Origin of the sequence: Streptomyces sp. NBC_01635, from assembly GCF_045209715.1 — a bacterium.
GTDB lineage: Bacteria > Actinomycetota > Actinomycetes > Streptomycetales > Streptomycetaceae > Streptomyces > Streptomyces hirsutus.
On record NZ_CP109277.1, the window covers coordinates 3,880,380 to 3,903,853 of the forward strand.

The window sequence follows — 23,474 nt, forward strand, 5'->3', positions numbered from 1 at the left end:
CGGAGGCACCCCTTCCCGCTTCAGTACGCGACGTCAGGCGTCGTAGTCCTGATGACGGCGTTCCTCGGACTCCTGCTGCCGCCGGCGCTGCGGGTTGTCCGCGTCCTCCTCACGGCTTCGGCCGCGCTTCTGGGACTGCTCCTTGGCCTCGCCCATCTTCTGCTTGGCCTGGTCCTGCATCTGCTCGGCCTTGTCCTGGAACTTGTCCTTCATACCCATGTGGGTTCACTCCCGTTGGGGTGTGGGGGCTGTTGCTCGACCAGATTCACACGGGCGGTCACCCTGCGCATGTCGATCAGTCACGCAGCGTGCTCAGGAGTCGTTCCCGCAGGTCCCGGCGCTGCTCCCGGACGATCCGGCGCCGTGGCGAGTCCGCTCCGGTGCTGTTCGTCGGCGTTGCCGCCGGCTCCGACCAGTCCCGTCCGCGTGCCGGCGAACCGGTCCGCGAACCGCCGCACCTCCCGCTGTCCGACGGTGCCGATCACGCCGGGCAGGTAACCCCGTACGCCCTGCATCCCCCGCAGCCACCACTGCCCGTACACATGGCTGGAGCGCCGCTCGATCCCGGCCACCATCCGGTCCACCGCGGGACCCAGCGGGTACGTCTTGTTCGTCGGCCACGGCAGCCGCCGCCTGAGCTCCCGCATCGCCTCGTCCTGGTCGGCGCCGCGCACCATGTCCGTGTCGGTCCACGACAGATAGCCGACGCCGACCCGCACCCCCAGGTGCCCGACCTCGGCCCGCAGGCTGTGCGCGTACGCCTCCACACCGGACTTGGACGCGCAGTACGCGGTCATCATCGGGGCCGGGGTGATCGCGGCGAGCGAGGCGACCTGGAGCAGGTAGCCGCGGCTCTCGGTCAGCAGCGGCAGAAACGCGCGGGCGGTGACCGCCGAGCCGATCAGGTTGACCTCGATGACGCGCCGCCAGGACTCCGGGTCGGAGTCGGCGAACGGACCGCCGTTGGCCACACCGGCGTTGGCGACCACGATGTCGACCCGTCCGAACCGCTCCTTCACCTCCGCCGCGACCCGGGTCATCGCCCCGTGGTCGGTGACGTCGGCGTGCCAGTGGTCGCTCTCGCTGTGCAGCCGCGCCGACACCTGCTTGAGCGCGTCCGGTTCCAGCCCGACGAGCGCCACCTTCACCCCGCGCGCGGAGAGCTTGCGGGCGAGCAACTCCCCCACCCCGCGGGCCGCTCCGGTGACGACGGCGACCCGACCCTCGAGCCGGCCCCTGGTCATGCGCTGTCCACTCATGCGCTCTCCTCGGCGGGTGCAACGGATGTGACGGGGGCGGCGGGGGCGGCGGGGGGCGCGGGGATGTGGGCGGCGGCGAGTTCCCGGATCCGCCCGGTGACCGTTTCGGGCGCCTCGACGGGCGTCATGTGGCCGATGCCGGGCAGTTCGGTGAGTCCGAGGCAGTGCGGCAGCCGGGAGGCGATCGCCCGCGCGTGCACCGGCGGGGTGAGCCGGTCCGCGGTACCGACGACGACGGCCGTCGGTACCCGCAACTCCCCTACGCCGTACTCGAGATCGAGCAGGCCGAGCACGTGCGACCAGGACCGGCGGACCGTGCGCGGGCAGGCGTGCACGATGCGGGCGCACGCCTCGACCATGTGCGGCGTCGAACCGGGGCCCAGCGTCGCGTACTTGAGGATGCGGCGGGCGACCGGGGTGACCGGGCCGAGCGGGGCCGACGTGCCGAGGGCGCGCCGGACCAGCCAGGTCCGTGTCCGCCCCGGCGGGAGCGGCAGCACCGTCGACTCGTCGACCAGCCGCGAACTGCCGGTGCTGCACAGCAGTACGGCCCCCGTGTGCTCGACGAAGGCGGGCCGGCCGGACGCGGCCATCACCGTCATGCCGCCCATGGAGTGCCCGGCGATCACGGCCTGTTCGCCGGGGGCGAGCGTGGCGGTCAGGACGGCTTCCAGGTCGTCGGCGAGCGCGTCGGTGCTGCAGTTCCGGCTCGCGGGGGTGCGGCCGTGGCCCCGCTGGTCGTAGGCGATCACCCGGTGGTCGGCGGCGAGTTCGCGGATCTGGGCCGCCCAGAAGGCGGTCGAGCAGGTCCAGCCGTGGGCGAGGACGACCGCGGGCGCCCCGTCGGGCCCGTGCAGTTCGACGTGCAGCCGGGTGCCGTCGGCGGAGACGGCGGTGAGTTCGCGGGCAGGGGCGGGCGGGGCGTAGGGCCCGGCGGAAACGTGCCTCGGCCGGCTCACGCGACCGCCTCGGTGCTCTCGTGGGGTGCGGCGGCCTTCTTCCTCCCGGGCGCCGCCCGCAGGACGGCGTACTCGGTGAGGTCCACACTCCGGGTGGCCCGCCGGAACTCACCGGTCGTGCCCGGCCAGACGGTGGTGTTGCGGCCGTCGGCGTCCAGGTACCAACTGGTGCAGCCGCCGGTGTTCCACACCGTGCGCTTCATCCGCTCCTGCACCCGGTGGTTCCAGACGCGGACGGCGCTCCTGCGGGCGTCGAGGGCGACCCGGCCGCCGAGGACGTCGAGCTGGCGGAGGTAGTCGGCCAGGTAGTTCAGCTGGGACTCGATCATGAGGATCATGGAGGAGTTCCCGAGGCCGGTGTTGGGCCCGATGAGCGTCATGAAGTTGGGGAACCCGGCGGCCGAGGCGCCGCGCAGCGCCTCCATGCCGCCCGTCCAGGTCTCGGCGAGGGTCTTGCCCTCCGCGCCGACGACCCGCTCGGCGATGGGCATGTCGGTCACGTGGAACCCGGTCCCGAACACGATCGCGTCGACCTCGGCCTCGGTGCCGTCGGCCGCCACGACCGTCGACCCCCGGACCTCGCTCAGGCCGCCGTCGACCACGTCCACGTTGGGCTGCGCGAGCGCCGGGTAGTACGTGCTGGACAGCAGGATGCGCTTGCAGCCGATGCGGTAGTCGGGGGTGAGCCGGGCGCGCAGGGCCGGGTCCTTGATGGCACGGGCCATGTTGCGCTTGGCCAGCTGCTCCACGAAGCCCAACTCGCCCGGGTGCTTGGTGAACGCCTGGACCTGCAGCTCCCGCACGCCCCACAGCAGTCCGCGGCGCAGCTGGGCGGTGAAGGGCAGCGCCCGGTGCAGGGCCCGTTCGGCGCCGCTGATGGGCCGGTCGACGCGGGGCAGCACCCAGGGCGGGGTGCGCTGGAAGAGGGTCAGCCGAGAGACCTGCGGCTGGACGGACGGCACGATCTGGATGGCCGACGCGCCCGTGCCGACCATGGCGATCCGCTTGCCGCGCAGGTCGTAGTCGTGGTCCCAGCGGGCGGAGTGGAAGACCTTGCCGGGGAAGGTGTCGAGCCCCGGGATGTCGGGGGTCTTCGGTTCGGACAGCGGCCCGGTCGCGGAGACGACCACATCCGCGCTGAGGCTGCCGCTGCCGGTCTCGATGTCCCAGCGCAGCCGCTCCGTGTCCCACACCATCCGCTTCACCTCCGAGTCGAAGCGGATGTGCGGGCGCAGCCCGAAGACGTCGGTGACGTGCTCGAGGTAGGCGCGGATGTGCTCCTGCCCGGAGAAGGAACGCGGCCACTCGGGGTTGGGCGCGAAGGAGAACGAGTACAGATGGGACGGCACGTCGCACGCGCATCCCGGATAACTGTTGTCCCGCCAGGTTCCGCCGACGCTGTCGGCCCGCTCCAGGACGACGAAGTCGGTGATCCCCTCTCGCCTCAGCCGCACGGCGGCCCCCAGCCCGCCGAACCCGGACCCCACCACCGCGACCCGTACGTGCTCGTGCACGGCCATCCCCAAGCCTCCAGCCTTCACGCACCGCCGAGAACCCCGCCAGTGAACACTGGCGCAATGGGGAGAGTAGGGCAGTCGCCTACTGATGGGTAGGGGGCACGCAAGGAAAGTTACCGCTGGTACGCCCTAGGCTGCTGACGTGGCAGAGGAAGCAGAACCCCGAGGCGAGCGGCGCGAGTACCGCATGGAGGAGCTGGCCCGCCTGGCCGGCGTCACGGTGCGCACGCTGCGCTTCTACCGTGAGCGCAAGCTGATATCGCCGCCTCGCCGCGAAGGCCGCATAGCGTGGTACGACGACCATCACCTGGCCCGGCTGCGCACGATCACGGCGCTGCTGGAACGCGGCCACACCCTGAACGGCATAGCGGAACTGGCCGAGGCCTTCGACCACGGTCGCGACGTCGGGGAGCTCCTCGGCATGGGCACCCCCACCGAGGAGACCCCCGTCCGCCTCACCCCCGAGGAGCTCGCCGACCACTTCGCCGGCGAGGTCACCCCGGAGAACCTCGCCGCCGCGATGGACCTCGGCTACCTCGGCACGGACGGCGAGGAGATCGTCCACATCAGCCGCCGTCTGCTGGACGTCTCGTCCGCCCTGGTCCGCGAGGGCATCCCGCTCGCGGAGGTGCTGCGCGCGGGCCGGGAGGTCCGCACCCACACCGAGGCCATGGCCGACCTCTTCGCCGAGCTGATCCTGCGCCACGCCCCCGAGGAGGCCGTCCACCGCCTGCGCCCCCTGGCCCGCAGCGTGGTCGACGCGGAACTCTCCCTGGCGATGGACCGCCGCCTGCACGAACAGGTCTGACCGCGGACGAGGATCGAAAGCCGCGTGCTCACTGCCCATCGGTGTGTCCCCTGACGGCGCAGGCAAGCCCGGCCCCGCGGCCGTTCAGTCGCCGGCCAGCTCCGCCTGCCAGAGGGAGCTGACGTAGTAGTGGTTGTCGTACCGCTCGGAGCTGGCCTTGATGTCCTCGACGGTGGCCTCACCCCGGTACACGCGCTCCAACAGCCGGTAGTAGTCGAAGCGGTCCATACCGGGGGTGAAGGCGACCAGCACGTCGGCCTCCTCCCCCCGGGCCGGAGCGAAGGCGTGCGGCAGCCGCGGCGGCACCGTCACGAAGTCGCCGGTCTCCAGGGTGACGATCCGGTCGCCCAGCAGCACCCGCAGGCTGCCGCCGAGCACGAAGAACATCTCGGTCGCCTTGGTGTGGAAGTGGGCAGGAGCACCCGGAGAACCCTTGCGCAGGCCGGCCCGGTTGGCCGTCAACGCCCCCTGGGTCTGGGCAGAGTCGGCGAGCAGCGTGATGAGGCTGGCGGCCCCGTCCTGCAACGTCTCGGCGGAACCGGCGCGGACGAGGACGGGGCGGGCGGACGCGTTCATGGGGTTCTCCTCAGGTGCGGTCGGGTCGGTGGAACTGCGGGGAGCGGGCCGGCGGGGGTTGGCCCCGGGCCGTGTCCGGCCCCCGGCATCGCGCCGGGCCCCGTCCCTCATGACGACCACGCTATGCACTCGAAAGACCCCATGTAGGGTGCATTTCCGTGGCTGATTCATGGGTCAATCCGGCCGAACGCATCGGCAGTGACCTGCACTTGGACCTGAACCTGGACATGACCGGAGGCGGTGGCCGCCGTGCCACGCTCGGTCGTGCGCTGCGCGAGGCGATAGGGGACGGACGGCTGGCGCCGGGCACCCGGCTCCCTCCTTACCGGTCGCTCGCCGCCGACCTCGGGCTGGCCCGCAACACCGTCGCCGAGACCTACGCCGAACTCGTCGCCGAGGGCTGGCTGGTCGCCCGGCAGGGGTCGGGGACGCGGGTGGCGCCCAGGGCGAAGCCGGTCGGTTCCCCGCGGGTGCCCAAACCGGCGCCGGCACGCTCCCGGCCGCCCGCCCACAACCTGCGGCAGGGCCTGCCCGACGCCGCCGCCTTCCCCCGTAGCGCCTGGCTGGCTGCCGCGCGGCGGGCACTGAACGCGGCGCCCAACGACGCGTTCGGACTCGGCGACCCCCGCGGCCGGCCCGAGCTGCGACGTGCCCTGGCCGAGTACGTGTCACGTGCGCGCGGCGTGCGCACCAGCCCCGAGACGATCGTGGTGTGCTCCGGTTTCGCGTCCGCCCTGCGGCTCCTCTTCGGCGGGAAGGTGCTGCGCGGCCCCCTGGCGGTGGAGTCCTACGGACTGCCGTTCCACCGGTCGATCCTGCGGGACGCGCACGTGCGGACCGTGCCGCTGACGCTGGACGAGCACGGGGCGCGCACCACGGAGCTGTTCGCGCTGAAGGGCGCACGGGCGGCGCTGCTCACCCCCGCCCACCAGTTCCCCACGGGAGGACCGCTCCACCCCGAGCGGCGGGCCGCCGCCGTGGACTGGGCCCGCGGCAGCGGGGGCGTGCTGCTGGAGGACGACTACGACGGGGAGTTCCGCTACGACCGGGAGCCGGTGGGCGCCGTCCAGGGTCTCGATCCGCAGCGTGTCGTGTACCTGGGCTCGCTCAGCAAGAGCCTCTCCCCCGCGCTGAGGCTGGGGTGGATGGTCCTGCCGGACCACCTGGTGGAGCCCGTACTGCGCGTCAAGGGCGAACGCGAGGCGTGGTCCGGTGTCACGGACCAGTTGACACTCGCCGATTTCATCGAGTCGGGCCATTACGACCGGCACATCCGCCGGACCCGGCAGCGTTACCGGGACCGCAGGGACCGTCTCGTCGCGCTTCTCGCCCGCCGGGCGCCGCACGTCACGCTCACGGGCGTCGCCGCCGGGCTGCACGCGGTGCTGGGCCTGCCGCCCGGCACCGAACGGTCGGTGACCAAGGCCGCCGCCTGGCAGCGTATCGCCGTGGACGGACTCGCCGGCTTCCGGCATCCAGCCGCCACCATGCCCGCGCACGACGGCCTGGTCGTCGGCTATGCCGCACCTCCCGACCACGGTTTCGGGGCGGCGCTCGACGCCCTCTGCGGCATTCTGCCTCCACCGCCCGACGGGGACTGATGGCCGCGCGGGCGGGGCCGGACGGGCTCGTGTCCCGTCTTCCCGGGAGCGGGTGGCCACCTGTCGGGGCGGTGACTCCGGTCAGCCGGCCAGGAGGGTGCCCGGCGCCTTGGCCGTGCTCAGGGCGATGCGGTTCCAGGTGTTGATGACGCTGATCAGCGCGAGCAGGTGGGCCAGTTCGTCGGCGGTGAAGTGGGCGGCCGCGCGCCGGTAGACGGCGTCGGGCACTCCTCCGTCGGAGACGAGGGTGACCGCTTCGGCGAGTCCGAGTGCCGCCCGCTCATGCTCCGCGAAGAAGTCCCTCGCCCCCCGCCATACGGAGATCATGTGCAGCCGCTCCTCGCTCTCCCCCGCCCTACGGGCCTCGGAGGTGTGCATGTGCAGGCAGTACGCGCAGCCGTTGAGCTGCGAGCACCGGATCTGGACCAGTTCGACGAGCGCGGGATCCAAGCCCTCGCGGGCCGCCGCGTCGAAGGAGATGAGCGCTTTGAAAGCCTTCGGCGCCGCCTGGGCAAAGTCGATGCGGACGCTGTCGGTGGCGGTGTGCGCATGCGTCATGCCCGCCACGCTATGGCGGTGGAGGCCCCCGGCCGGAGTTCATTCCGGCGTCCGGATCGCGGGTCAATCCGGCCGGAGCCGACCGCGCGTACCGGCGGCGGCTCCCACATGGCTTCCCCGGCATTCCGGCACCGGTCCGTACGGATCACTCGCGCCGACCCGGGCGGTCCTGGACGAGCGGTTCGCAGCGGGAGCCGCGGTCCTCCTCAGCGTCCCGTACGCGCTCGTGCAGGACGCGCGCCGGCTCCGCGCCGCCGTCGGCCGGTGAGGACGCACCCCCCTCGGTCCGCGAGCACGTCAGTCCCGGGGCCCAAAGACCACCGTCACCGGCGCGTGGTCCGACCAGCGCTCGGCGTGCGTGGCCGCGCGTTCCACGTACCCCTTGACCGCGCGGGCGGCCAGCCCGGGGGACGCCATGTGGTAGTCGATCCGCCAGCCCGCGTCGTTGTCGAAGGCCCGCCCCCGGTACGACCACCACGAGTAGGGCCCCTCGACATCCGGATGCAGCGCCCGTACGACGTCCACGTACCCGCCGTCGGCCGGGTCGAGGACCCGCCCCAGCCATTCCCGCTCCTCGGGGAGGAACCCGGAGTTCTTGGTGTTGCCGCGCCAGTTCTTCAGGTCGGCCTGCTCGTGCGCGATGTTCCAGTCCCCGCACACCACGACCTCGCGGCCGTCGGCGGCGGCCCGCTCCCGCAGGCCCTTCAGATAGACGAGAAACTCCCCCATGAAGCGGATCTTCTCGTCCTGCCGCTCGGTACCGACCTCGCCGGAGGGCAGGTACAGGGACGCGACGGTGACCCCGGGCAGGTCCGCCTCCACGTACCGCCCGCTGCCGTCGAACTCGGCCGACCCGAACCCGACCTGGACGCGATCGGGTTCACGCCGCGTGTAGAGGGAGACACCCGCGCGCCCCTTGGCGGCGGCGGGCGCGTGCACCACATGCCATCCCTCGGGCTCCCGGACGGACGCGGGCAGCTGCTGCGGCTCCGCGCGCACCTCCTGCAGGCACACCGCATCGGCGGAGGTCAGGCCGAGCCACTCCACGAAGCCCTTCTTGGCGGCGGCGCGCAGTCCGTTGACGTTGACGGAGGTCACAGTGAGCATCAGGGCACGATACCGGCACACTGGACGGGGTCCGAAAACGGATCCTCCACCCCTCCCGGATTGATATACCTTACTGCGCATGAATATCCGACGCGTCTCCTACGACCACCCCGACGCCGTCAAGCTGAACGACGAGGTCCAGGCCGAGTACGACGTCCGCTACGGCGACGGCGGCGACGCCACCCCCATGGACCCCGCCGACTTCCGGCCGCCGAACGGCGTCTACCTGATCGCCTACGACGAGAACGACACCCCCGTCGCCTCCGGCGGCTGGCGCGTCCAGAACGCCAACGGCGAGGGCAACCGCGACGGGGACGCGGAACTGAAGCGGATGTACGTGATCGAGCAGATGCGCGGTCGAGGCCTGGCCCGCCGCATCCTGGCCGCCCTGGAGGACGACGCCCGCGCGGCCGGCCGCCTGCGCATGGTCCTGGAAACCGGCACCGAGCAGCCGGAAGCCATCGCCCTGTACGCCTCCAGCGGCTACGAGCCCTGCGAGAAGTTCGGCTACTACCGCTTCCACGACAACAGCCGCTGCTACGCGAAGGCCCTGTAGACCCCCCACCCGGAGAAGCCGGCCGGAACGGAAATGAACCGCCCTGCCGGCTCAGCGGGGCGGGGGCGCCGACGAAACGGTGGGGGCGCCGGTCAGGGACCGGCCTCCGGAACGGACACGGAATCGGACTCCGCGTCCAGGTCACCAGCGCCGTCTTCCGCCGTGGAGAGGAGGCGTCGGCCGCGGGACTCAGCCACCCTCAGGACATCGGCCAGGCACTCGGTCAGGCGGAGCGCCGCGTAGCGGACCTCGACGTTCGGGGTCAGGGGGTCGTCCAGCACCCGGCGGGCGGAGCGGAGAACGTCCAACCCGTCCGCGAGCTGCCGGGCCTCCTTCTCGTCGGCGAGCCGGGACACGATCCCTCCCTCCTCACCGGGGACGAGGAAGCAGGGCTTGCCTTCCGCCGACAGCCAGGGCAGCAGCCGGAGCGCGGTGAGCGAGTTCATCACGCGGCCGCCTTCCGCGCGCCGACGGCGTACTGGCCGAGGTCGAGGTCGGCACCGAAGCCGGCGGCGAGTACGACGACCCGGCGACGGTGCCACCTAAGCGCCCGCTCCTGCTCGTGGGCGGTGAGGTAGGGACGGACGAGGCGGGAGGCGGTGCCGTCGAGGGGAAAGTGCCGGCAGTACGGGGAGCGGAGGAGAGGGAGGCGGGGTGCGGGGGCGGTGAGGTGCGTGGGGCGCTGGGCGCGGTGGCGGGAGGCGCCTGCGCGGCGGGTCCCGGTGCCGGGGCCGAAGAGAAGGCTCAGCCGGTGGGTGATGCGGTGGATAAGGTTGGGCATGTTGACGCTCCTTGTAAGCGTTGGCCGCGCCCCGGGAGGTCTAGCCACCTCGCCGGGGTTTTGTCGTTTCCGACCATACCCGCAACCGCGTCCCCCTGCACCTCCCTTCGTCCCACCGCGCCCCGACGCGGTGGGACGCGTTCTGCCCCTGCAAGGTGCGCGAGGGTGCATCACCGTGGTGGGATGACTGATCTCCCGCGCTACGAGTACGTAAAGCTCGCGGATGCCATCGCTGCCGACATCTCATCCGGCAAGTTGCCGCAGGGAGCGGCGCTGCCCGGCGAGCGAGCCATGACAGACCTGTATGGCGTAAGCATCGGCACCGTGCGGCGCGCGATCGTCGAACTGCGGAAACGGGGCCTCGTCGCGACGCTGCCCGCAAAGGGGACGTACGTCATCGGGCAACCCGGCACAGCCGGGAACGAGGACGGGACCGCCGACTGACGGTCCCGTCCTGTTTCGCCGTGTCGCCGCTCGGCGGCCTCGGCTTGATCACCCCGCCCGACGACGGCGGTTTCTCAGCCGAATCTCAGGATGCGTGGGGCGAAGGTGCCCTCGGGGTCGTCGGCGCGGCCGACCAACCACACCGTCGCCGTGCCCGACACCGGCCGCAGCACCCGGGAGTCGCCCACGCCTCGTCCGGTCCGCCGCCCTGTGCCCCTCTTGCGGGTGATGGTGCCGGGGTGAGTTTCGAAGTAGTTTCAAAGTCATGGGTACCGAGAGCGCCGCCGTGAACTTCTCCGAGCTGGTGAACAAGAACAAGCAGACGCTTGCCCGGCTCCAGGAATCGCCGAGACTGCTCCTGCACCGCAGAGACGGCGAGGATCTGGTCCTCACCACCGCGGCGCGGGCCGAGCAGGACCAGACCGTGGTGTCGGCAGCCACCCGGATGCTGGCCGCGATGGCGCGCCGGGAGCCCGGCAGCATGGAACTGCTCCTCGACATACTGCCGGACGCATTCCCATGGGTCCGTTTCCTGCCCGAGCCCGATCTCCACGCCTTCGCCGTCGAACTGGTCGACACCATGCGCGCCGCCGACTCGCTCGGCAACAGCGCGTCCGTCGCCCAGTTGCTCATCGCCTGGCAGCACACCGCCGAGGTCTACTCCGACCCCGAACTGCTGGCCGCGCTGACCCAGGATCACGGCGAAGACCACGGCCCGGTACCGGACCCGCGGGGCGCCGCATGAGCGCAGGTCGCGGCGGCCGCGCCGCGCCCCCGGCACCCGACGGCCACTGGGAGGTCCGCTTCGCCGACGCGGCCTCGGCCAAGGGCTGGGGGAGCCTCGCCCAGCAGGCCCGCGAGAACACCTACCGCACCTGGATCACCATGCGCACCGCGCCCAGACCGGCCACTGAGACACCCCGGCACCACCGCCTCAAGGGCGGTCTGGCGCACGGAACCCACCGCGGGCAGACCTGCGAGCAATGGCAGATCGAAGTGACCGGCGGCGGCCGCGTCTGGTACCTCCTGGACACAGCCCGCGACACCTGCTGGATCACCTTCGCGGGCACCGGGCACCCGCGAGCCACCGACCGACGCTGAGCCAACACAGCCTGGTGGGCGGCGGAACGGGACGGCGCGCATCGACCGCCCCGTTCCGCCCTTGGTCGTTCGGTCGTTCAACGTGGCCGGTGCAGGGAGCCGGTGACACATTGTTGATCTTTCTCACCACCGGAAAGCGCCGCTCCGCAGGGGCATCCCGCGCCTGAGCCATGGGGCTCGGTGAGGCTGGATCTCCAGGCACGGGACGCGCAGGCCGTGCACGTGGACGAGCTGAACCAACGTCAGGGACCATCGGAAGACATCCCGGGGTTCGCGCCCAGATGATTGGCGGCGTCTGTCGCGCTTCCGCGATGGGTTCTGCGGCCGGCGGTATGACCCTCACAGCACGTCTCAACCGTCGGACTCTGTCTCACGCGGCACCGGATACCGTTTGCTGCGGAGCATCGAGCGACTGGAATTCGGCGGACTGTGGTGTCTGCGGTCAGCTCTGAACTTGAGCCGAGCCGCCGTTCCCTGGGCCCCTACGGTGCGCTGAAGGTCCGGCGGATGCCCTGTCCGCTCGGCGCGGCGGAGCACCTCGCGGCGGAAAGCGACGGGGAGGGGGAAAACGACGAAGATCCCGACCGATCATGAAGATCGGTCGGGATCTCGCCAACCGCTCCTGAGCCAACTCAAGAACAGTCATGTTGTGGACCTGTGGGGATTTGAACCCCAGACCCCCTCGATGCGAACGAGGTGCGCTACCAGACTGCGCCACAGGCCCTTGCAACGAGTGAAACCTTAGCATCCTGATCGGGGTGCTCGGAAATCCGTTGCGGGTCGGCGGTCACCTGGGGTTCCCAGGTTCACTCGTTGGCCGCGCGCGGCCGGTCGCCGTCCTCGTACTGGTCGAACAGCGGGGTACGGCCGCGCTCGCGCGCCCGGCGGGCCGAGGCCGCCGTGGGGGTCCCCCCGCGCGAACGCCTTCGAGCGTGGGGGACGGCGTCGGTGCGGCCGTCGCCGTCCGGGTGGTCGTCGTGGTCGCTCTCCGCGCCCGCGTCGTGGGGTTCGGCGTCGTCGGACGCGGCGGCCTCCTCCGGGCCCGGGGCCATGGAGCTCGAGCGGGCCGAGCTCCAGGTGTCCGGAGCGCCGAGGTCCACGTCGCTGGTGGCGCGCGGGGCGACCGGGGCGGTCACGTACGTGGGCAGCGGGACCGGGACCGGGTCCCAGCTGTCGCCGCCCTGGCCGGGGCGCCGCTGACGCTCGCGCTGCTGGTCGACCCACTCGGCATGGTCGGTCTGCTCCACGAGCGCCCGCCGGTCGGCGGCGAGCGCCAGGAGGCCGGGGTCGGTCTCCTGCTCCGGTCCGGCGGCCGGCTCGAAGCCCTGTCCGGGTCCCTCCGGTTCGCCGGTGTCCACGTCGTCGATGGCCGCGCGGCGGCGCGGCTGGCGCTCGCGCAGCCGCTGCGCCGCGACCTCCGCCTGGCGGCGGTCCATCTGGTACGCGAACCGGCGGTGCTCCTGGGTGCGCAGGTACGCGATGTAGATGCTCAGCAGGACGGCCGGCACTCCGGGCGCCCACAGGAACGTGAGGCCGCCGATCGCCGCGACGACCGCGCCGAGTGTGAAGGCGACGAAGAGCAGGGTGGTGGTGCGCCGACGACGCGCGAGCACCTTCGAGCGCCGGGCGCGCGCCGCGGAGGCCTGCGCCGCCCGGGACTGCTGGGCGGTGGGCCGGGGCGGTCCGGCGGGCTGCACCCGTCGGGGGTCCCGTTCGCGGCGGGCGGACGGGACGCGCTCGCGCGCGGAGCCGGATTCGGTGCCGGGGCCGGACTCCGGGTCGGGGCCGGGCTCCGGGTCGGGGCCGAATTCGGGGCCGCGCCGGTCCGGCCGCTGGAGGTCCGGCCGCTGGGCGGGCTGCTCCGGTACGGGCGCCTGTACCTGCGGACGGGTCTGGGACACGGCGAAGGCCCGGACGTCCACCGAATCGGTGACCGCGTCCGGGTCGTGGGCGCTCTGCTCCTCCTCGTCGGCGGAGCGCGCCCGCAGGTCCTTGGCGTACCGGCGCTCCATTCCCGCCCGTCCGGACAACAATCGGATGGCGGTGCTGAAGCGTTCCGTCGGACGGGCTTCGTTCAACTCGTCCTGCCTACGGAGCCACATCGGCACCAAGTAGGCGGCCCAGGCCCCGACAATGACTGCGTAGATGAGGCCGCTGCTGCTCACGCCTCACACGGTAGAGGGGTTTAGGTGAGGCCATCCGCCAATTGAGCCGGTGTGTCGCACGATCCGGCTGATATCTCGAACTTTTTTTGGATCGATGTGATCAGCAGACCACTCGAGACGTGAAATTCCCTGCCTTCACAGGCTTCGGGCGGTCATCAGGCGATCAAATTCGAACGTTTATTCAATTACCGGGGCTGTGCGGGATTCCTGGATTACGCCGCTCACCCTCCGGCCGCTCACGCCGGGAGCGTTCCCGCTGCCAGCGGACGAGCAACCCCTCGGGCACCTCCTCGGCCGTGAGCGCGAAGACGAGATGGTCGCGCCAGGCTCCGTCGATGTGCAGATAACGCGGGCGCATCCCCTCCGCGCGGAATCCGAGTTTCTCCACGACCCGCCGACTGGGCCCGTTCTCGGGGCGAATGCACACCTCCACGCGGTGCAGCCCGACCGTACGGAAACAGTGGTCCACGGCCATCGCCACGGCTGTCGGCATCACTCCGCGGCCGGCCACCGCCTCGTCCACCCAGTAACCGACGTGACCCGAGCACATCGAACCCCAGGTGATCCCGGCGACCGTCAGCTGGCCGACCAGACGCCCCTGGTACTCGATGACGAACGGCAGCATCCGGCCCGCGTGCGCCTCGGCCCTCAGATGACGGACCATCTGGCGGTAGGTCGGCCGGTGCACGACCGGACCGGCGGGGGTGGGCGGCGGGATGGTCGCCTCCCAGGGCCGCAGCCAGTCACGGTTGCGGCGGTTGACCTCGCGCCAGACCCGCTGGTCGCGCATCTTTATGGGCCGGAGGACGACGTCGCCGACCGCCAGCTCCACGGGCCAGGCCGAGCCGTTCAGCTCGCACCCCCGCCGGCCCCCGGCCCGGGGTGGTCACCACCGCGCAGCTGGTCGACCGCGTGCCTCAGCAGCGGTTCCAGGACGGCCAGACCGTCCTTCACCCCGCCCCTGGACCCCGGGAGGTTGACGATCAGGGTCCCGCCGCCCGCGACTCCCGCGATGCCCCGGGAGAGGGCGGCCGTCGGCACCTTGTCCCGGCCGTACGCCCGGATGGCCTCCGCGATGCCGGGCACCTCGTGGCCGATCACCGCGCGGGTCGCCTCGGGGGTGCGGTCGGTGGGCGAGATGCCGGTGCCACCGGTGGTCACGATGACGTCGTACCCGGCCTCCGTACCCGCGCGCAGCGCGACCTCCACCGGGTCCCCGTCCGGAACCACCTCGGGGCCGTCGACGGCGAAGCCGAAGCGCCGCAGGCCCTCGGCGATCAGCGGGCCGCCCGTGTCCTGGTAGACGCCGGCGGCGGCCCGGTTGGAGGCGGTGACCACCAGGGCGCGGTACGGCGCGAGCGGTGCGTCGCCCGCGGATGCGTCGAGTGTCATGCCCTGCTCCAGTCGCCCGACTTGCCGCCCGTCTTCTCCTCGACCCGCACGTCCGTGACGACCGCTTTCTTGTCGACCGCCTTCACCATGTCGATCACGGTGAGCGCGGCGACCGAGACCGCGGTGAGCGCCTCCATCTCGACGCCCGTACGGTCCGTCGTCCGCACGGTGGCCGTGATCTCCACGGCGTCGTCCGCGACCGACAGGTCCAGTGTCACACCGGAGAGGGCGAGAGGGTGGCACAGCGGGATCAGGTCGGGGGTGCGTTTGGCGCCCATGATGCCCGCGATCCGCGCGGTGGCCAGGGCGTCCCCCTTGGGGACCCCCTCGCCGCGCAGCAGTTCGACCACACGGGACGAGACCAGGACGCGGCCGGTGGCGCGGGCGGTGCGCGCGGTCACGTCCTTGCCGGAGACGTCGACCATGCGGGCGGCGCCCGCCTCGTCGAGATGCGTCAGGTGGTCCGGCGCACGGTCCCGCGTACGGCCCTGGGGTTCGTCCTGCGTACGGTCGTCCTGCGCTGGAGGTCCGGGGGTGTCCCCCCGGGAAGGCACGGTCATGAGTGTGGCGCTCCCGGTCCGGGCCCGCCGCGGTGCGGCGCACGGGCCTGCTGTGCGCGACACGGTACCGCCAACCCGCGCGGGTCAGCCGAGCAGGATCACCTCGACGTCGGCGCCGGGGGCGACCGACTCGACGTCCTCGGGGACGACGATCAGCGCGTTCGCCTGGGCGAGGGCGGCCACCAGGTGGGATCCGGCGCCGCCGACCGTGGTCACCTCGCCGTCGGCGTACCGGCCGCGCAGGAACTGGCGGCGGCCCTTCGGCGAGCTCAGCGCCCCGCCCGCGGTGAGGGTGGCGCGGGTTCTCGGCCGGTGGACGTCCGCGAGGCCCATCAGGGTACGGATGGCGGGGCGGGCGAACAGCTCGAAGGAGACGTACGAGGAGACCGGGTTGCCGGGGAGGGCCAGCAGCGGGGTGTGGTCGGGGCCGATGGAGCCGAAGCCCTGCGGTTTGCCGGGCTGCATGGCGAGCTTGCGGAAGTCGATGCCGCCGCCCGGCTCGTCCTCGTCGCCGACGGACGACAGCGCCTCCCTGACGACGTCGTACGCCCCGACGCTGACGCCGCCGGTGGTGACCACCAGGTCGGCACGCACCAGCTGGTCCTCGATGGTGTCGCGCAGGGTGTCGGCGTCGTCGGCGACGGCGCCCACGCGGTAGGCGATGGCGCCGGCGTCGCGGGCACAGGCGGTGAGGGAGAAGCTGTTGGAGTCGTAGATCTGACCGGCGCTCAGCTTCTCGTCGGGCTGGACGAGTTCGCTGCCGGTGGAGAGCACGACCACGCGCGGGCGCGGGTGCACCCGTACGGTGCCGCGGCCGACCGCGGCCAGGAGGGAGATCTGGGGCGGGCCGAGGACCGTGCCGGCCTCCAGGGCTCGGTCGCCGGCCCGTACGTCGCTGCCCCGGGCGCGCACGTGCGCGCGTGCCTCGGCCGGGCGGTACACGAGCACCTGCCCGGTGGCGCCCTCGGGGGCCAGACTGCGGGCCCGCATCCCGGTGACCGGGCCCTCGCCGAGCCCGCCGTCGGTCCACTCGACGGGGACGACGGTCTCGGCGCCGGGCGGGAGCGGGGCGCCGGTCATGATGCGTACGGCCTGGCCGGGGCCGACCTGGAGCAGGTCGGCCTGGCCGGCCGCGAGGTCACCGACGACTTCGAGGGCCGCCGGGTACTGCTCGCTCGCGCCCGCGACATCCGCGACCCGTACCGCGTACCCGTCCATGGAGCTGTTGTCGAACGGCGGCAGTGACACCGGCACCATGACGTCCTCGACCAGGACGCAGCCCTGGGCGTCGAGGAGCTGCAGCTCGATGGGTTCCAGGGGGCGGACGGTGGCGAGGATGTCGTCCAGGTGCTCGTCCACCGACCAGAGGTGGTCCGGGCCTGCGGTGCGGGGCGCGGCGGTGCTCAAGGCTGCTGCATCTCCTCGGTGACGTAACGGCGGAGCCAGGTCCGGAAGTCCGGACCCAGGTCATCACGTTCGCACGCGAGTCGGACGATGGCACGCAGGTAGTCGCCTCGGTCGCCGGTGTCATAGCGGCGGCCCTTGAAGACCACGCCGTGCACCGGGCCGCCGATCTTCTCGTCGGCCGCGAGCTGCTGGAGGGCGTCGGTGAGCTGGATCTCGCCGCCGCGGCCCGGCTCGGTCTTGCGCAGTATGCCGAAGACGGCCGGGTCGAGGACGTAGCGGCCGATGATGGCGTAGTTGGAGGGGGCGTCTGCGGGGTCGGGCTTCTCGACGAGGCCGCTGACCCGGACGACGTCGGAGTCCGTGGTGGTCTCGACGGCGGCGGACCCGTAGAGGTGGATCTGCTCCGGGGCGACCTCCATGAGTGCGACGACGCTGCCGCCGTGCTGCTCCTGGACCTCGATCATGCGCTGGAGCAGGGGGTCGCGGGGGTCGATCAGGTCGTCACCGAGCAGGACGGCGAAGGGCTCGTCGCCGACGTGCGGGGCGGCGCACAGGACGGCGTGTCCGAGGCCCTTGGGGTCGCCCTGGCGGACATAGTGCATCGTCGCGAGGTCGCTGGATTCCTGGACCTTGGCGAGGCGGGCGGCGTCGCCCTTCCTGTTGAGGGCGGATTCAAGTTCGTAATTGCGGTCGAAATGGTCCTCCAGGGGGCGTTTGTTGCGGCCCGTCACCATGAGAACGTCGTCGAGACCTGCGGCGGCGGCCTCTTCGACCACGTACTGGATCGCCGGCTTGTCGACGACCGGCAGCATCTCTTTGGGAGTGGCCTTGGTGGCCGGCAGGAACCGGGTACCGAGGCCCGCTGCGGGGATGACAGCCTTGCTGATCCGAGAGTGCGACTGAATCATGCCCGCCACCATATCCGCTGCCTTCGCAGGGAATCTGGGGTTCCGCACACTTAACGCTCATATGAGCATATTAGAACGGTACGGGGACAGAGTTGAGACAGAACGAACGTGCGGACGATCATGCCAAGCGCGCATTGCGACGGGAAATCCTCCTGGCAAGGGGCAGGTTGACGGCGGACGACGTACGGGAGTCCGCGACCGCGCTGGCCGATCGTGCGCTCGGGCTGCCCGAACTGGCGCACGCGCGCACGGTGGCCGCGTACGTCTCCGTGGGGAGTGAACCCGGCACGCCCGCGCTCCTCGACGCTCTGCGCGCCCGGGGCGTACGCGTGCTGCTGCCGGCTCTGCTCCCCGACAACGACCTGGACTGGGGCCTGTACACCGGCGAGGAGTCCCTCGCACGCGTGCGGCACGGCGGCGGGCGGATGACGCTGTTCGAGCCGTCCGGGGAACGCCTCGGGCCGGACGCCGTGACCGGGGCGGACGTGGTGCTGCTGCCGGGCCTGGCCGTCGACGCGCGCGGGATGCGGCTGGGGCGCGGCGGGGGCTCGTACGACCGGGTGCTGGACCGGCTGGGACGCGCGGGCGCGCACCCGGCACTGGTGGTGCTGCTGTACGACACGGAGGTCCTCGACCGGGTTCCCGAGGAGCCCCACGACCGTCCGGTGCACGCGGTGGTGACGCCTTCGGGGGTACAGCGGTTCGACTGATCCGGCTTACGGGAAGCGGCCTCCACGCGTGTGCGTGGAGGCCGCTTTCCCTCTTTCGTGTCTTTCGTGTCTTTCGTGTCGGATGAGCGGCTCGCTCAGCGCCCGCTCACGGCTTGAGCAGCAGAGTGTCCTCGGTGCTCTTCTCGACCGCCTTCTCCGAGTGGGCCCATTCGAGCAGTTCGCCGTCGGCCCACTTGTCCGTCTGGTCGACGTAGTGGGCGTTGTAGGCGTGGCCGGAGGCGCCGGTGAGGTTGATCCACCGCGACTTGTCGAGATCGCCCAGGTTGACCACCATGCGCATCGACGGCACCCACACCACGCCGTAGCCGCCGGCGGCGTTCCAGCCGGTCGCGTTGACCGTGGCCTCGCCGCCGCCGAGCTTCCAGGGCCCGCGGTTGAGGGCGTACTGCACGAAACCGGGGCCGGCGGTGCCCAGGGTCTGGTTCTTCAGGAACAGGCGGTGCAGCCGGCCCCAGCTCCAGGTGTCGATGTCCTTGCCGAGCTTGGCGGTGAGCTCCCACCGCGCGTCGACCATGGCGCGCCGGAACAGCTCGTCACGGTTCTCCGCGGCTTCGCGGGTGCCGGACTCCGGGGTCGTCCACCAGCCGCTGTCCTCGTCCTCCATCAGCGTGCGGACCACCTCGAACCAGCGGTCGCCGCCGTCGGGCTGGGCCTGGTCCGCGTCGCGCACACCGCACTCGCGGACCTTGACGCGCTCCTCGGCGGGACCGACCGGGTCGACCGGGTCGACCCACAGGCACTGGCCCTTGACCCGTACCTCCTTGGGCAGCTTGTGGCCGAAGGCGAGCTTGAGGGTGTTGCGCCAGACGGAGTTGAAGTAGGCGGCCGCCGCCGAGTCGGCGTCCTGGGTGTAGTCCCAGCCCTCCAGCAGCTTCTGCGCCTCGCGGACGGCCGGGTCCTTGACGTCGATCTTGAGCAGTTCGGGTACGAGCAGCTTGGCTATGGCGCTGCTGTTGTCGAGCTGCATCTGCCGCATGTCGTCGGTGGAGATCTTGCCGTCGTCCTTGATCTTCGACTGGATCAGATCGTTGATCCGCTGGCTGCGGGCGCCGTAGCCCCAGTCGGTGGTCAGGGTGTACGGGTACGCGTCGGGGTCGACCACGGCCTGGTTGGCGGTGACGATGTAGCCGCGGTCGGGGTCGAACTCGTAGGGCAGTTCGTCCTGCTCGATCCAGTCGGTCCACCTGTACTTGGGGTTCCAGCCGGGCGCCGGGATGGAACCGTCGTGGCCCTTCGCGCGGGTGGGGATCCTGCCGGGCAGCGTGTAGCCGATGTGGCCCTCGGTGTCCGCGTAGACGAGGTTCTGCGAGGGCACCTCGAACAGGGTGGCCGCCTCGCGGAAGCCGTCCCAGTCCTTCGCGCGGTTGATCGCGAAGACGGAGTCCATGGTGCGGCCGGCGTCCAGCGCGGTCCAGCGCAGGGAGACGCCGTAGCCGTCGCCCCGGTCGGGTGCGGCGGAGTCGACGGTGGCCTTCTTGCCGGTCCGCACCAGGTCCTTGGACCGGTCGGAGAGCAGCGGGCCGTTGCCGGTCTCCCGGACGACGATCTTCCGTGCCTCGCCGCCGGCGACCTTGATGGTCTCCTCGCGGGACGTGAACGGCACCACCTTGTCGCCGTACTGGTAGCCCTCGCCGGTGATCTTCTCCAGGTAGAGGTCGGTGACGTCGACCCCGGAGTTGGTCAGGCCCCAGGCGATGTCCGCGTTGTGGCCGATTATCACGCCGGGCAGGCCCGCGAAGGTGTAGCCGGAGACGTCGTACTGGCATGTGGCGGAGACACTGCGGCAGTGCAGGCCCATCTGGTACCAGACGGACGGCAACGCGGGCGACAGGTGCGGGTCGTTGGCCAGCAGCGGCTCACCGGTGATGGTGTGCTCCCCGGAGACGACCCAGGAGTTGGATCCGATGCCGTCGCCGTTGACGCCGACGGCGGTCGGCAGGTCCTGCAGGACCTGCTGGAGACCCGCCAGCTGGCCCTCCAGGCCGCTCCCGGTGCCGTCCGTGCTGCCCGCGGTTCCGTCCGCGGTGCCCGCTCCGGACGCGCCCTCCACGCCGGTGCCGGGGTCCACCGTGCCCGTACCGGTGCCCGGGTCGATGCCCGTGCCCGGGTCGGTGCCGGTGCCGTCGCCCGTACCGCCGCCGCTCTCGCCGCCGCCCGGCTCGTAGGTGCCGGTGAGCTCGTTGTGCTGGCCCTCCTGCACCACCGGCTTGTTCCGGCTGTACGGGTACGCCGGGTACAGGTCGGCGATCTGCTCCGGGCCGAGGCGGCTGGTCAGCAGGGCGCGGTCGATCTCGTCCTGCATGTTGCCGCGCAGGTCCCAGGCCATCGCCTTCAGCCAGGCCAGGGAGTCCACCGGGGTCCACGCGCCGGGCTTGTAGTCGTTGGTGAAGCCCAGTGCCGCGTACTCCAGTGAGATGTCGGCGCCGTCCTTGCCCTCCAAGTAGGCGTTGACGCCCTTGGCGTAGGCGTCGAGGTACTTCTTCGTCGCCGGGGAGAGCTTCTTCTCGTACTCCTCCTTGGCGACCCGGGCCCAGCCCAGGGTGCGCAGGAACTCGTCGGTCTCGACCTGGCTCTCGCCGAACATCTCCGACAGGCGCCCGGAGGTCATGTGCCGGCGGACGTCCATCTCGTAGAACCGGTCCTGCGCCTGGACGTAGCCCTGCGCCATGAACAGGTCCTCGTCGGAGGAGGCGTAGATCTGCGGGATTCCGTAGCCGTCGCGCTTGACGTCGACGGTGCCCGACAGGCCTTCGAGGGTGATCGAGCCCTTGGTCTGCGGGAAGGAGGCGCGCACGGTGCCGACCGACCAGTACGCCCCGTAGACGACACCACCGATCAGTGCCAGCACCAGGACGAACACGACCAGACGGGCTTTGCGCCCCTTCTTCCTGCCGGACTTGCCGGGCTGCTGACCCGTGGAGGCGGTGGTATTGGGGGGCATCGCTGTCCTTGCTGTCCTTACGCGAGCGGCAGGGCGGGCTGTGCTTTTAAGTGAGCGCTGGAGCAACGATAGGCGCAGAGCCCTCCGCCACTTGACGCGGAGTCGGGTACCAGCACGGACGGACGTTCGATGATGCCAGGGGTACGCGTCAAGAAAGCGTCAAGAGTTAGGTAAGGTAACGAAGCAGTTCGTCGTGAACGCGCCGGTCACCCGGGCCCCGGACAGGAGCTCGGGCACGCCGGGCGGGTGCCAGTGAAGGGAACGCCCACGACTGTCCACCACCTCAACCAGCTCCTGCTCGTCTGCTCGCTGGTCCTGCTCGTCGCCGTCGCGGCGGTCCGGATCTCCTCGCGCAGCGGGCTCCCCAGCCTGCTCGTCTACCTGGGCATCGGCGTCGCCATGGGCCAGGACGGCCTCGGCGACATCCACTTCGACAACGCCGAGCTGACGCAGGTCATCGGATACGCGGCCCTGGTCGTGATCCTGGCCGAGGGCGGCCTGGGCACCAAGTGGACGGAGATCAAACCCGTCCTGCCCGCCTCCGCCGCCCTCGCGACCGTCGGTGTCGCGGCGAGCGTCGGTGTCACCGCGACGGCCGCGCACTTCCTGATCGGGCTGGAGTGGCAGCAGGCGCTCATCATCGGCGCGGTGGTGTCCTCGACCGACGCGGCGGCCGTCTTCTCCGTACTGCGGCGCATTCCGCTCCCCTCGCGGGTGACGGGCACGCTGGAGGCCGAGTCCGGCTTCAACGACGCCCCCGTGGTCATCCTGGTCCTCGCCTTCTCCACGGCCGGCCCGATGGAGCACTGGTACGTCCTGCTCGGCGAGATCACCCTGGAACTGGCCATCGGCGCCGCCATCGGACTCGCGGTGGGCTGGCTGGGCTCCCTGGGACTCAGGCACGTGGCGCTGCCGGCCTCCGGCCTCTATCCGATCGCCGTCATGGCCATCGCCGTCACCGCGTACGCGGCGGGCGCCATGGCCCACGGCAGCGGCTTCCTGGCCGTCTATCTCGCCTCGATGGTGCTGGGCAACGCCAAGCTGCCGCACTGGCCCGCCACGCGCGGATTCGCCGAGGGACTCGGCTGGCTCGCGCAGATCGGCATGTTCGTCCTGCTCGGCCTGCTGGTCTCCCCGCACGAACTGGGCGACGACATCGTGCCCGCACTGATCATCGGGCTGGTGCTGACCGTGGTGGCCCGCCCGCTGAGCGTCGTGCTGAGCCTGGCGCCGTTCCGGGTGCCCTGGCAGGAGCAGGCGCTGATGTCGTGGGCGGGGCTGCGCGGCGCCGTACCCATCATCCTGGCGACGATTCCGATGGTGGAGGGCGTCACCGGCAGCCGGTCGATCTTCAACGTCGTCTTCATCCTGGTCGTCGTCTACACCCTCGTCCAAGGGCCGACGCTGCCGTGGCTGGCCCACAAACTGCGGCTCGGCGAGGACGCGGAGGCGGCCGACCTGGGCATCGAGTCGGCGCCCCTGGAGCGGCTGCGCGGACACCTGCTGTCGGTCGGCATCCCGGAGGGGTCGCGGATGCACGGCGTGGAGGTCGGCGAACTGCGGCTGCCGAAGGGAGCGGCCGTCACGCTCGTCGTGCGCGGGGGCACCTCGTTCGTTCCGGGACCGACGACGATGCTGCGGCACGGGGACGAACTCCTCGTCGTCGCCACCGACCCGGTCCGGGACGCCGCCGAACGCCGCCTCCGCGCGGTGGGCCGCGGCGGCAAACTGGCCGGCTGGCTGGGGACGGACGGGGCGCGGCCCGGGGAGGGCAGGGCGGGCGGAGCCGGGGGCTGAAACGTCGCTTCCGGTATCGTTCTCGCCCCGCCTTTCGTCGCCCCGCCTTTCGTCGCCCCGCCTTTCGTCGCCCCGCCTTTGCGTCGCCCCGCCTTTGCGTCGCCTCTCGCGCTGTGGCGTGCGGGCCGGGTCGGATCGGAGCGGGTCGGAGCGGATCGAACCATGACCCGCCATTCGCAGGGGATCAGCCTCTCCACACCCGCTTTCACAGGATCACAAGCGCCTGGCGCCTGTGTATACCTGGAACCGCCTGTACCATGCGAACGGTACCCAGATCGAACCAACTCTGCCTGACGCAGAGCTGGC

At 71.5% G+C, this 23,474-nt stretch carries 24 protein-coding genes and 1 tRNA gene; 8 read left to right on the forward strand and 17 right to left on the reverse strand.

Features of this window, described 5'->3' with window-relative positions; all coding sequences use genetic code 11:
• Positions 1-33 precede the first annotated feature (33 nt).
• The 4 genes from OHB56_RS17975 to OHB56_RS17990 all read right to left on the reverse strand — a co-directional run bounded on the left by OHB56_RS17975 (position 34) and on the right by OHB56_RS17990 (position 3,738).
• On the reverse strand, positions 34-213 hold the full coding sequence (locus OHB56_RS17975; protein ID WP_406354415.1) for a hypothetical protein: 180 nt from the start codon (positions 211-213) through the stop codon (positions 34-36).
• An 86-nt stretch (positions 214-299) separates the two neighbouring features.
• Positions 300-1,244, reverse strand: a complete 945-nt coding sequence (locus OHB56_RS17980) for an SDR family oxidoreductase (protein WP_326757033.1) — start codon at positions 1,242-1,244, stop codon at positions 300-302.
• A gap of 11 nt (positions 1,245-1,255) precedes the next feature.
• A complete protein-coding gene (locus tag OHB56_RS17985; RefSeq protein ID WP_406354416.1) occupies positions 1,256-2,218 on the reverse strand; it encodes an alpha/beta fold hydrolase in 963 nt (320 codons plus the stop codon).
• On the reverse strand, positions 2,215-3,738 hold the full coding sequence (locus tag OHB56_RS17990; RefSeq protein WP_406354418.1) for a flavin-containing monooxygenase: 1,524 nt from the start codon (positions 3,736-3,738) through the stop codon (positions 2,215-2,217). The genes OHB56_RS17985 and OHB56_RS17990 overlap by 4 nt, the downstream gene beginning before the upstream one ends.
• Positions 3,739-3,922: 184 nt before the next feature.
• Between OHB56_RS17990 and OHB56_RS17995 the strand changes: the two genes are divergently transcribed.
• The gene (locus OHB56_RS17995; protein WP_406359127.1) at positions 3,923-4,543 is read left to right on the forward strand and encodes a MerR family transcriptional regulator; all 621 of its coding nucleotides are present in this window, start codon (positions 3,923-3,925) and stop codon (positions 4,541-4,543) included.
• Between the two features lie 84 nt (positions 4,544-4,627).
• Here the strand turns inward: OHB56_RS17995 and OHB56_RS18000 are convergent, their stop codons facing one another.
• Positions 4,628-5,119, reverse strand: a complete 492-nt coding sequence (locus OHB56_RS18000; protein ID WP_326753180.1) for a cupin domain-containing protein — start codon at positions 5,117-5,119, stop codon at positions 4,628-4,630.
• Between the two features lie 158 nt (positions 5,120-5,277).
• On the opposite strand from OHB56_RS18000, the gene OHB56_RS18005 reads away from it, so the two are divergent.
• Positions 5,278-6,720 carry a PLP-dependent aminotransferase family protein gene (locus OHB56_RS18005; RefSeq protein WP_406354420.1) on the forward strand — a complete coding sequence of 481 codons (1,443 nt, stop codon included), beginning with the start codon at positions 5,278-5,280 and terminating at the stop codon, positions 6,718-6,720.
• A gap of 81 nt (positions 6,721-6,801) precedes the next feature.
• Here OHB56_RS18005 and OHB56_RS18010 read toward each other — a convergent pair whose 3' ends face one another.
• Together OHB56_RS18010 and OHB56_RS18015 are read right to left on the reverse strand one after the other, a co-directional pair.
• A complete protein-coding gene (locus OHB56_RS18010) occupies positions 6,802-7,278 on the reverse strand; it encodes a carboxymuconolactone decarboxylase family protein (RefSeq protein WP_326753182.1) in 477 nt (158 codons plus the stop codon).
• A 297-nt stretch (positions 7,279-7,575) separates the two neighbouring features.
• Positions 7,576-8,385: an exodeoxyribonuclease III gene (locus OHB56_RS18015; RefSeq protein WP_406354422.1), complete on the reverse strand. Its 810-nt coding sequence runs from the start codon at positions 8,383-8,385 to the stop codon at positions 7,576-7,578.
• A 79-nt stretch (positions 8,386-8,464) separates the two neighbouring features.
• Between OHB56_RS18015 and OHB56_RS18020 the strand changes: the two genes are divergently transcribed.
• Entirely contained in the window at positions 8,465-8,941 is a 477-nt protein-coding gene (locus OHB56_RS18020; RefSeq protein ID WP_326753184.1) for a GNAT family N-acetyltransferase, read from the forward strand.
• 92 nt (positions 8,942-9,033) lie between these two features.
• Here the strand turns inward: OHB56_RS18020 and OHB56_RS18025 are convergent, their stop codons facing one another.
• Together OHB56_RS18025 and OHB56_RS18030 are read right to left on the reverse strand one after the other, a co-directional pair.
• On the reverse strand, positions 9,034-9,387 hold the full coding sequence (locus OHB56_RS18025; protein WP_326753185.1) for a hypothetical protein: 354 nt from the start codon (positions 9,385-9,387) through the stop codon (positions 9,034-9,036).
• A complete protein-coding gene (locus OHB56_RS18030) occupies positions 9,387-9,722 on the reverse strand; it encodes a hypothetical protein (protein ID WP_326753186.1) in 336 nt (111 codons plus the stop codon). The genes OHB56_RS18025 and OHB56_RS18030 overlap by 1 nt, the downstream gene beginning before the upstream one ends.
• Before the next feature lie 183 nt (positions 9,723-9,905).
• Here OHB56_RS18030 and OHB56_RS18035 point away from each other — a divergent pair, with 183 nt between their 5' ends.
• From OHB56_RS18035 to OHB56_RS18045, 3 genes are all read left to right on the forward strand, one after another.
• Complete coding sequence (locus OHB56_RS18035; RefSeq protein WP_326753187.1) at positions 9,906-10,166, forward strand: winged helix-turn-helix domain-containing protein; 261 nt, start codon at positions 9,906-9,908, stop codon at positions 10,164-10,166.
• 265 nt (positions 10,167-10,431) lie between these two features.
• Positions 10,432-10,911 carry a hypothetical protein gene (locus OHB56_RS18040; protein WP_326753188.1) on the forward strand — a complete coding sequence of 160 codons (480 nt, stop codon included), beginning with the start codon at positions 10,432-10,434 and terminating at the stop codon, positions 10,909-10,911.
• Complete coding sequence (locus tag OHB56_RS18045) at positions 10,908-11,267, forward strand: hypothetical protein (RefSeq protein ID WP_406354425.1); 360 nt, start codon at positions 10,908-10,910, stop codon at positions 11,265-11,267. Before OHB56_RS18040 ends, OHB56_RS18045 begins: the two co-directional genes overlap by 4 nt.
• 650 nt (positions 11,268-11,917) lie before the next feature.
• Here OHB56_RS18045 and OHB56_RS18050 read toward each other — a convergent pair.
• The 7 genes from OHB56_RS18050 to galU form a co-directional block, all read right to left on the reverse strand.
• Positions 11,918-11,991 (reverse strand) — tRNA-Ala (locus OHB56_RS18050).
• Positions 11,992-12,073: 82 nt separating this feature from the next.
• Positions 12,074-13,432 (reverse strand): gephyrin-like molybdotransferase receptor GlpR, encoded by a 1,359-nt coding sequence (gene glpR, locus OHB56_RS18055; protein ID WP_406354427.1) that lies wholly within the window; start codon positions 13,430-13,432, stop codon positions 12,074-12,076.
• 181 nt (positions 13,433-13,613) lie between these two features.
• Positions 13,614-14,264: a GNAT family protein gene (locus tag OHB56_RS18060; RefSeq protein WP_326753191.1), complete on the reverse strand. Its 651-nt coding sequence runs from the start codon at positions 14,262-14,264 to the stop codon at positions 13,614-13,616.
• Positions 14,265-14,281: 17 nt separating this feature from the next.
• Positions 14,282-14,824, reverse strand: coding sequence for a molybdenum cofactor biosynthesis protein B (locus OHB56_RS18065; protein ID WP_406354429.1), 543 nt, complete (start codon positions 14,822-14,824; stop codon positions 14,282-14,284).
• The gene (moaC, locus tag OHB56_RS18070) at positions 14,821-15,384 is read right to left on the reverse strand and encodes a cyclic pyranopterin monophosphate synthase MoaC (protein WP_406354430.1); all 564 of its coding nucleotides are present in this window, start codon (positions 15,382-15,384) and stop codon (positions 14,821-14,823) included. The genes OHB56_RS18065 and moaC overlap by 4 nt, the downstream gene beginning before the upstream one ends.
• Before the next feature lie 84 nt (positions 15,385-15,468).
• The gene (glp, locus tag OHB56_RS18075; protein WP_406354432.1) at positions 15,469-16,791 is read right to left on the reverse strand and encodes a gephyrin-like molybdotransferase Glp; all 1,323 of its coding nucleotides are present in this window, start codon (positions 16,789-16,791) and stop codon (positions 15,469-15,471) included.
• Positions 16,788-17,699 (reverse strand): UTP--glucose-1-phosphate uridylyltransferase GalU, encoded by a 912-nt coding sequence (gene galU / locus OHB56_RS18080; RefSeq protein WP_406354433.1) that lies wholly within the window; start codon positions 17,697-17,699, stop codon positions 16,788-16,790. Before galU ends, glp begins: the two co-directional genes overlap by 4 nt.
• A 167-nt stretch (positions 17,700-17,866) precedes the next feature.
• On the opposite strand from galU, the gene OHB56_RS18085 reads away from it, so the two are divergent.
• Positions 17,867-18,409 carry a 5-formyltetrahydrofolate cyclo-ligase gene (locus OHB56_RS18085; RefSeq protein ID WP_055595175.1) on the forward strand — a complete coding sequence of 181 codons (543 nt, stop codon included), beginning with the start codon at positions 17,867-17,869 and terminating at the stop codon, positions 18,407-18,409.
• A gap of 106 nt (positions 18,410-18,515) precedes the next feature.
• On the opposite strand, the gene OHB56_RS18090 is transcribed toward OHB56_RS18085, so the two are convergent.
• Positions 18,516-21,371 (reverse strand): penicillin acylase family protein, encoded by a 2,856-nt coding sequence (locus tag OHB56_RS18090; protein WP_406354435.1) that lies wholly within the window; start codon positions 21,369-21,371, stop codon positions 18,516-18,518.
• 246 nt (positions 21,372-21,617) lie between these two features.
• Between OHB56_RS18090 and OHB56_RS18095 the strand changes: the two genes are divergently transcribed.
• Complete coding sequence (locus OHB56_RS18095) at positions 21,618-23,168, forward strand: potassium/proton antiporter (protein ID WP_406354437.1); 1,551 nt, start codon at positions 21,618-21,620, stop codon at positions 23,166-23,168.
• Positions 23,169-23,474 lie beyond the last annotated feature (306 nt).